This window comes from Micrococcus lylae NBRC 15355 (assembly GCF_001570885.1).
In the GTDB taxonomy this organism is placed as follows: Bacteria; Actinomycetota; Actinomycetes; order Actinomycetales; family Micrococcaceae; genus Micrococcus; species Micrococcus lylae.
In genome coordinates this window covers 1-8,681 of sequence record NZ_BCSN01000074.1, presented here as the reverse complement: position 1 = coordinate 8,681, position 8,681 = coordinate 1, and the positions used below count along the sequence as shown (strand labels likewise).

Genomic DNA, 8,681 nt, shown 5'->3' with positions numbered 1-8,681 from the left:
GTGCAGTCCATGTCCGCCGTCCCGCTGGCCACGTCCAACGTGATCGCCAAGGACCTCGGCTTCCCGGACCCGTACACCGGCTCCGAGGCCTGGGCGGCCCGCTACGGGGACGAACAGATCTCCCAGTTCCGCGGCGCGGAGATGATGGTGGAGAAGTGGAACATCACCCGTGAGCAGGCCGAGGACCTGGCGGTCCAGTCCCACGAGCGCGCGCTCGCCGCCCAGGCGGCCGGCCGCTTCGACCGCGAGATCGTCCCCTGCTTCGGCGTCACCGCGGACGAGGGCCCGCGTACCCCGGACCGGGAGAAGATGGCCTCCCTGCAGCCGATCTCGGAGGGCGGCATCCTCACCGCGGCCAGCGCCTCCCAGATGTCCGACGGCGCCGCCGCCCTGCTCATCGCCTCCGAGGCCGCCGTGGAGAAGCACGGGCTCACCCCGCGCGCCCGCATCCACCACCTCTCCGCCCGCGGCGCCGACCCGGTGATGATGCTCTCCGCCCCGATCCCGGCCACCGCCTACGCCCTGAAGAAGGCGGGCATGACCATCGAGGACATGGACGTCGTCGAGATCAACGAGGCCTTCGCCTCCGTGGTCCTCGCCTGGCTCGCCGAGACCGGCGCCGACCCGGCCAAGGTCAACCCCAACGGCGGCGCCATGGCCCTCGGCCACCCCATCGGCGCCACCGGCGCCCGCCTGATGACCTCGCTGCTGCACGAGCTCGAGCGCACCGGCGGCCGCTACGGCCTGCAGACCATGTGCGAGGGCGGCGGCCAGGCCAACGTCACCATCATCGAGAACCTCAACGCCGGCACCCCGGCCGCCTGACACCCGCCCGACGACAGAAGGACGCCTCCATGACCATCGCCCACGATGTCACCTCGTTGGTGCCGGCCTCCGCGTACCAGTTCGGCCTGACCCACCTGCTGGACCGCAGCGCGGCCGCCTACCGCCGCAACACCGCCACCCGCTTCGGCGAGCGGTCCCTCACCTACGCCGAGCTCGCCGCCGCCGTGGACCGCACCGCCCGGGGCCTGCAGCGCCTCGGCCTGAAGCCCGGCGACCGCGTCGGCGCGTTCAGCATGAACTCGGACCTCTACCTGATCCTGTTCCTGGCCGCCGCCCGCGCCGGGCTCATCCACGTGCCCGTGAACTCGGGCCTGAAGGGCGGCGAGCTCGCCCACATCCTCAACGACTCCGGCGCCACCGTCCTCGTCGTGGACAAGGCCCTGGCATCCCTGGTGGACGAGGTGCGGGCGAGCGGCAAGGTGGAGTCTCTGGCCGTCGTCGTGCCCTTCCAGAAGGGGGAGCAGGCGGAGGAGAACGCCGCCGGCATCACCAGCCTGGAGGAGCTCGCGCTCGACGAGACTCCGGCCGGTGCCGCCGAGGGGGCCGAGCCGTTCCCGCAGGTGCACTCCGAGGACCCGGTGCAGCTGCTCTACACCTCCGGCACCACCTCCGCCCCGAAGGGTGCCGTGATGACCCATCGCGCGCTGGTGGCGGAGTACGACTCCACCGTGATCGCGCTGGACTTCACCGAGGAGGACCGCCCGCTGATCGCGATGCCGCTGTACCACTCGGCGGCCATGCACGTCTTCGCCATGCCGTACCTGTCCCTCGGCGCGACGCTGCGGATCATCGAGAAGCCGGACATCGGTCAGATGCTGCAGCTGGTGCAGGACGAGCACATCGGCTCCCTGTTCCTCGCCCCCACCGTGTGGGTGCCGCTGGCCAACCGCGAGGACCTCGGCGACTACGACCTGACCTCCCTCACCAAGGCCCAGTACGGCGCCTCGATCATGCCGGTCACCGTGCTGCAGCGCCTGCGCGAGGCGTTCCCCAAGCTCGGCTTCTACAACTGCTTCGGCCAGTCCGAGATGGCCCCGCTGTGCACCGTGCTGCGCCCCGAGGAGCACCACGCCCGCCCGGCCTCCTGCGGCCGCCCCGCCCAGCACGTGCAGGTCCGCGTGGTCGACCCCACCGGCGAGCCCGTGCAGGTCGGCGAGCCCGGAGAGATCCAGTACCGCTCGCCGCAGCTGTTCTCCGGCTACTGGAACAACCCGGAGGCCACCGAGGCCGCGTTCATGGACGGCTGGTTCCGCTCCGGCGACCAGGTCACCCAGGACGAGGCCGGCTACATCCAGGTGGTGGATCGCATCAAGGACGTCATCAACACCGGCGGCGTCCTCGTGGCCCCGCGTGAGGTGGAGGACTGCGTCTACGAGGTGGACGGCGTGGCCGAGGTCGCCGTGATCGGTGTCCCGGACGAGCGCTGGATCGAGGCCATCACCGCCGTGGTGGTGCTCAAGGACGGCGCCCAGGTCACCGAGGAGCAGGTGATCGCCCACGTCAAGGAGAACCTCGCCGGCTTCAAGGTGCCCAAGTCCGTGGAGTTCGTGGACGAGCTGCCGCGCAACCAGTCCGGAAAGCTGCTCAAGCGCGTGCTGCGCAAGGAGAGGAGCGAGGCGTGAGCCTGACCCCGGAACTCGACATCGACGTCCGCGCCCCGCTGGACACCGACTTCCTCGGCGCCTTCGCAGACGCCACGGAGGCCGACCGCGCCGCTGCCGCGAAGGCCCGTGAGACCGTCACGCCCATGCTGGACGAACTGGCCGAGGCCTGGCACAACGGCGAGTACCCGGTGCACCTGGTGCAGCAGGTGGCCGCCGCCGGCCTCATCACCGACGGCGTGGCCGTGGCGGGCATGGACACCCTGTCCCCGCTGGCGGCCGGCCTGGTGACCATGGAGCTGTCCCGCCTGGACGGCTCGCTCGCCGCGGCCTGCGCCGTGCAGGGCGGCCTCGCCCTGCGCTCCGTCGTGGAGCTCGGCTCCGAGGAGCAGAAGGCGGCGTACGCGCAGAGGCTGGCCCGCGGCGAGCTGCTCGGTGCCTTCGCCCTGACCGAGCCGGAGCACGGCTCCGACTCCGTGGCGCTGGAGACCACCGCCCGGAAGGTCGCCGGCGGCTGGGTGATCGACGGCCAGAAGAAGTGGATCGGCAACGGCGCCGCCGGCGGGATCACCCTCGTCTGGGCCCGGGACGAGGAGGGGCAGGTCCGCGGGTTCATCGTCCCGCAGGAGACCGAGGGATACTCGGCCGAGCCGATCGTGCGCAAGGGCGTGCTGCGTGCCCTCCACCAGTCCCTCATCACCCTGGACTCGGTGAAGGTCGGCGATGAGGCCCTGCTGCCGGGCGCGAACTCCTTCGCGGACACCGCCCGTGTCCTCGAGGCCACCCGCGTGAACATCGGCTGGTCCGCCCTCGGGCACGCCACCGCCCTGTTCGAGGGCGCCCTGCAGTACACGCAGGCCCGCGTGCAGTTCGGCAAGCCGCTGGCCGCCCAGCAGACCGTGCAGGAGCGGCTGTCCCAGATGCTCGAGGCCATCACCTCCATGCAGCTGCAGGCCGCCGCCGTGGCCCGGCTCCAGGCGGCCGGGCAGCTGCGCGGTGAGCACGCCTCGATGCTGAAGTACCACAACACCCGCGCCGCACGCCGGGTCGCCGGCATCGCCCGGGACCTCATGGGCGGCAACGGCCTGCTGCTGGAGCACGGCATGATCCAGCACTTCGCGGACCTCGAGGCGCTGCACACCTACGAGGGCACCGAGACGGTGCAGTCCCTCATCATGGGCCGCCGCCTCACCGGCCACTCCGCCTTCGGCTGGGCGAGCGCCAAGGCCTGATCCGACGGTGGGGCGGACGTTACGCTGGCCACATGAGGATCAGCGTCGGACAGTTCCGCCCCACCGGAGTCATCGAGGAGAACCTCGAGGTGCTCCGTCGGCTCACCGCCCAGGCCGCCGAGGAGGGCGCCGGGCTCGTCGTGTTCCCCGAGGAGTCGATGCTCACGCAGCGCCATCTCGTCACGGACACCTTCGAGGAGGCCGTGGACACCGAATGGGGCGAGTTCGTCGCCGCGCTCAAGGACATGGCTCGCGAGCACGGGATCGCGATCATCGCCGGCGGATACGAGCCCTCCGGGACCCCGCGCCCCTACAACACCCTCGTGGCCGTGGACGGCTCCGGTGCCGAGCTCGGCACCTACCGGAAGCTCCACCTCTACGACGCGTTCAAGCACAAGGAGTCGGACACCATCACCCCGGGCGACCGGGACCTGCTGTCCGTCCGCATCGGCGAGCTGACCTTCGGCCTGCTCACCTGCTACGACCTGCGCTTCCCGGAGCTGTCCCGCAAGCTCGCCGTGGACGGCGCGGACGTGCTCGTGGTCCCCGCCGCCTGGTTCAAGGGCGACCACAAGGTGGACCACTGGCAGACCCTGCTCAAGGCCCGGGCCGTGGAGAACACCGTCTGGGTGGTCGCCGCGGACACCTGCTCGGACTCGACGATCGGACACTCGGCGATCGTGGACCCGCTGGCCCTGCCGGTGGCGGCGTTGGAGGACGAGCGCGAGGCCCTCGTGACCGCCGAGGTCACCCGTGACCGCATCGAGGACGTCCGCTCCTTCCTGCCGGTCCTTCAGAACCGGCGCACCGACGTCCTCTGACCTGCGGGCGACCGGCGGCATCACGGGCCGGACGCCATGATTCCCGGCCCGGGACCCGGTGGCACTAAACTGGGGCACAGAACTCTGGGCGCCTGCGGGCGCCCGGCGCGCAGAGGGCCCCGGAGGCGGGGCGGATGGGAGACCAGCAATGAACACGAACACCACCGTCGCCACCCGTGGCGGCGCACGCCCGGTGCCGGCCGAGCCGATCGTCCCGCCGAGTCTGCCGGTCAACGCCTGGGGCATCACCAACCGCATCGTGATCGTCGCGGCGATCGTGCTGATGGTCGCCGAGTTCGTCCAGCTCTTCACCACCCGGCCCGACGGCCTCGTGGTGCTCGGCGAGGGCGGTGTGGGCTTCGTGCCGCTCATGCTCTCCCTGTTCTTCGCCCTGATCGGCGGTTCCCTCGCCGGCGTCGTCGCCTCGTGGGTCGTCAACGTCATGGGCGGCTACGGCCGCAACGCCGGCCGCTACGCGATCGGCGGCCTGGTCGGCGGCATCGTCTCGGTGCTGCTGCTGATCATGATCTTCTCGAACACCGCCGCCGAGAACTCCGGCTGGGTCCTGCTGATCGGCATGCCGGTCGCCGGCCTGATCGGCGGCCTCTGGGCCGGCATCAGCTCCGCCCGTCGCCACTGAGCGATAAGCGGGTCATCACTCGCCCCTGCGCGCCGCCTCACTCGCACCGCGCGCTCGCACCGCACGACGGCGCCGTTCCCCCGACGGAGGGGAGCGGCGCCGTCGTCGTCTGTGGGGCCTGACTCGACGGGCATGACGAAGGGCCCCGGTCCGGCTTTCGCCGGTCCGGGGCCCTTCGCTGTCATCACTCGCACCTTCGATGAGGTGCTTTCAGCATAGGGATCCTTCGTGGAGGTACCAGGGGAGAACTCTGGGAATTGTCTGAAACCGGGTCACCGTGCGGTGACGGCCCGCTGTGCGCCGTCCTCGCCACGCGCCCGGGCGCCGGCCCTGTGCGCCGCGTGTCCCGACGACCGCACCGACGCCCGGCCTGTGCGGCGCCTCCTCGAGGGCCCGCTCACCGCCCGGAGAGGGCGTCCGCGATCTGCGCGGTCGCCTCGACGAGGGCCTGTCGGCAGCTCTCGGCGAGCTCATCGGTGCAGCGGTAGGTCGGCACGAGCGTGGACAGTGCGCCCACGGGGGAGCCCTGGACCGTGATCGGAGCGGACAGGGCGGTGACGTCCCGTTCCACGGTGTCCTTGATCATCGCGACGGAGTCGGCCTCGACTTCGCCGCGGAGCACGGCGCCCACGGCGGTGCCGTCGAGGGGGACGGTGCGGCCGACCCAGTTGGTGTGGCGCACGGAGTGGGTGCCCTCCACGATCGCGATGTAGACGGCGGTGTCGGCTGCGCCCGGGATCGCCAGGTACACGGACTCGCCGGTCTTCTCGGCGAGCGCCCGCATGGGCTCGCCGGAGAGCTCCACGAGCGGCTCGCGGGTGAAGGCGCGTGCACCGAGGCGGATCAGCTGTGCGCCGGGGCGGTAGCGGCCGTCGTCGTCGCGGGTGACGAGGCCGGCGCCCTCAAGGCTGCGCAGCAGGCGCAGGGCCGTGGAGGGGGCGAGGTCGGTCTGCCGCGCGGCGTCGGACAGGGTCAGCGCGGAGCGCTCGGTCACGGCGGCCAGCAGGTCCAGGGCGCGGTCCACGGTGCGCGTCGAGGCGGAGGGCATGGAGAAAGCCTATACAAGGGGTTGCGCGCGCCACACCGGGAGGGTTTCAATGGATGGAAGGCATACGCCATCAGATGAAAAGGCGAGGCTGACGCGCCCACCCGACCGGCCGCCGTCGGGAAGGACACCGGACCCCTTGAAGGAGAGGACCCCATGACCCAGGGATTCACCCAGCACGACCCGTCCCGCGAGATCCGCGCTCCGCGCGGCACGGAGATCTCCGCCAAGTCCTGGCAGACCGAGGCCCCGCTGCGGATGCTCATGAACAACCTGGACCCCGAGGTCGCCGAGCGCCCCGAGGACCTCGTCGTCTACGGCGGCACCGGCCGTGCGGCCCGCTCCTGGGAGGCCTTCGACGCGATCGTCGAGACCCTGAAGGACCTCGAGGAGGACGAGACCCTCCTGGTGCAGTCCGGCAAGCCGGTCGGCGTGCTCCGCACCAACACGTGGGCCCCGCGCGTGCTGATCGCCAACTCCAACCTGGTGGGCGACTGGGCGGACTGGGCCACCTTCCGCAAGCTCGAGGCCGAAGGCCTGATGATGTACGGCCAGATGACCGCCGGCTCCTGGATCTACATCGCCACCCAGGGCATCCTGCAGGGCACCTACGAGACCTTCGCCGCCATCGGCCGCAAGAAGTACGACGGCACCCTCGCCGGCACCCTGACCCTCACCGGCGGCTGCGGCGGCATGGGCGGCGCCCAGCCCCTGGCCGTCACCCTCAACGGCGGCGTCTGCCTGATCGTGGACGTCTCCGCCGAGCGCCTGCACCGCCGCCAGTCCAAGCGCTACCTGCACGAGGTGGAGACCGACCTGGACAAGGCGATCGCCCGCGTCAACGAGGCGAAGAAGAACAAGGAGGCCGTCTCCGTGGGCCTGGTGGGCAACGCCGCCGAGGTGTTCCCGGAGCTGCTCAAGCGCCACCAGGCGGGCGAGCTCGAGATCGACATCGTCACGGACCAGACCTCCGCCCACGACCCGCTGTCCTACCTCCCGGTGGAGTACACCGTGGAGCAGTGGCACGAGGAGGCCGCCGCGGACGAGGCCGGCTTCACCAAGAAGTCCCAGGAGTCCATGGCCCGCCACGTGGAGGCCATGGTCGGCTTCCAGGACGCCGGCGCCGAGGTCTTCGACTACGGCAACTCCATCCGCGACGAGGCCCGCAAGGCCGGCTACGACCGTGCCTTCGAGTTCCCGGGCTTCGTCCCGGCCTACATCCGCCCGCTGTTCTGCGAGGGCCTCGGCCCGTTCCGCTGGGTGGCCCTCTCCGGCGACCCGGAGGACATCCGCGTCACCGACGAGGCCCTGAAGGAGCTGTTCCCGGAGAACGAGCACCTGCACCGCTGGCTGGACGGCGCCGCCGAGTTCGTGGAGTTCGAGGGCCTGCCGGCCCGCATCTGCTGGCTCGGCTACAACGAGCGCCACAGGGCCGGTCTGCTGTTCAACCAGCTGGTGGCCGAGGGCAAGGTCAAGGCGCCGATCGCCATCGGCCGCGACCACCTGGACTCCGGCTCCGTGGCCTCCCCGTACCGCGAGACCGAGGCCATGCTGGACGGCTCCGACGCGATCGCCGACTGGCCGCTGCTCAACGCCCTGACCGCCACCTCCTCCGGTGCCACCTGGGTGTCCATCCACCACGGCGGCGGCGTCGGCATCGGCCGGTCCATCCACGCCGGTCAGGTCGGCCTGGCGGACGGCACCGAGCTGGCCGCAGCCAAGCTCGAGGCGCTGCTCACCAACGACCCGGCCATGGGCGTCATCCGCCACGTGGACGCCGGCTACTCCCGCGCCGCCGAGGTGGCGGCCGAGCGCGGTGTGCGTGTGCCCATGGAGGCGAAGATCCGCGACTGACGCACCCGTGCGGCCGTCGTCGTCCCCCGCACGGGCACGACGACGGCCCCCACCGTGGCGGAGGCGGCCCGCCTCCGCCACGGTGCAACCCAGGAGAGGAGCAGCACGATGTCCGTGACGAACCCGGGGGACCGCGAGTTCCACAGCGACACGACCGCGATGGCGGCGATCGGCCGTGACGAGCCCCGCCCGTCCGGCCGCTGGCGCATGATCGTCTACTCGGTGATCGGCATCGTGATGTTCTTCGTGCCGATCACCCTGAACGGCACCACGACCATCCCGCTGGACCACCTGGTCAACGGCGTCCGCACCCTGCTGGGGGAGGCGGACCGCTTCGTGGCCCTGGCGATCATCGCCGCCGGCGCCGTCTACCCGTTCGTCACCGGTACGTGGCGGCAGTCGGCGTTGAAGGCCGCGTTCGCGTTCCTGGCCGTGCTCGGACTGGTCACCGCGTCCATGGTGGTCTTCGGGTTCGGCCCGGAGTTCGTGCTGAACGAGGACATCGGACCGTTCCTCATGGACTCGCTGGTGGTGCAGGTCGGACTGATCGTGCCGATCGGCGGCATCTTCCTGGCCCTGATCATCGGCTACGGCCTCATGGAGTTCGTGGGCGTGTACCTGCGCCCGGCCATGCGTCCGGTG

The 8,681-nt window shown here is 71.2% G+C and carries 7 protein-coding genes and 1 pseudogene; 7 read left to right on the top strand and 1 reads right to left on the bottom strand.

Annotated features, from left to right (window positions below):
- The 5 genes from MLY01S_RS11270 to MLY01S_RS11250 form a co-directional block, all read left to right on the top strand.
- The coding region (locus tag MLY01S_RS11270) for an acetyl-CoA C-acyltransferase (protein ID WP_067192169.1) at positions 1-825 on the top strand (825 nt) is incomplete at its 5' end.
- 29 nt (positions 826-854) lie between these two features.
- On the top strand, positions 855-2,468 hold the full coding sequence (locus tag MLY01S_RS11265) for a fatty acyl-CoA synthetase (RefSeq protein ID WP_082740142.1): 1,614 nt from the start codon (positions 855-857) through the stop codon (positions 2,466-2,468).
- Entirely contained in the window at positions 2,465-3,679 is a 1,215-nt protein-coding gene (locus MLY01S_RS11260; RefSeq protein ID WP_067192164.1) for an acyl-CoA dehydrogenase family protein, read from the top strand. Before MLY01S_RS11265 ends, MLY01S_RS11260 begins: the two co-directional genes overlap by 4 nt.
- A 32-nt stretch (positions 3,680-3,711) precedes the next feature.
- A complete protein-coding gene (locus MLY01S_RS11255) occupies positions 3,712-4,500 on the top strand; it encodes a carbon-nitrogen hydrolase family protein (protein ID WP_067192162.1) in 789 nt (262 codons plus the stop codon).
- Between the two features lie 148 nt (positions 4,501-4,648).
- The gene (locus MLY01S_RS11250) at positions 4,649-5,140 is read left to right on the top strand and encodes a hypothetical protein (protein WP_067192159.1); all 492 of its coding nucleotides are present in this window, start codon (positions 4,649-4,651) and stop codon (positions 5,138-5,140) included.
- Between the two features lie 397 nt (positions 5,141-5,537).
- Here the strand turns inward: MLY01S_RS11250 and MLY01S_RS11245 are convergent, their stop codons facing one another.
- The gene (locus MLY01S_RS11245) at positions 5,538-6,188 is read right to left on the bottom strand and encodes an IclR family transcriptional regulator (protein WP_067192157.1); all 651 of its coding nucleotides are present in this window, start codon (positions 6,186-6,188) and stop codon (positions 5,538-5,540) included.
- A gap of 153 nt (positions 6,189-6,341) precedes the next feature.
- On the opposite strand from MLY01S_RS11245, the gene hutU reads away from it, so the two are divergent.
- Together hutU and MLY01S_RS11235 are read left to right on the top strand one after the other, a co-directional pair.
- A complete protein-coding gene (gene hutU / locus MLY01S_RS11240; protein WP_067192155.1) occupies positions 6,342-8,039 on the top strand; it encodes a urocanate hydratase in 1,698 nt (565 codons plus the stop codon).
- Positions 8,040-8,147: 108 nt separating this feature from the next.
- A pseudogene (locus MLY01S_RS11235) lies at positions 8,148-8,681 on the top strand (YjiH family protein); the annotation flags it as partial.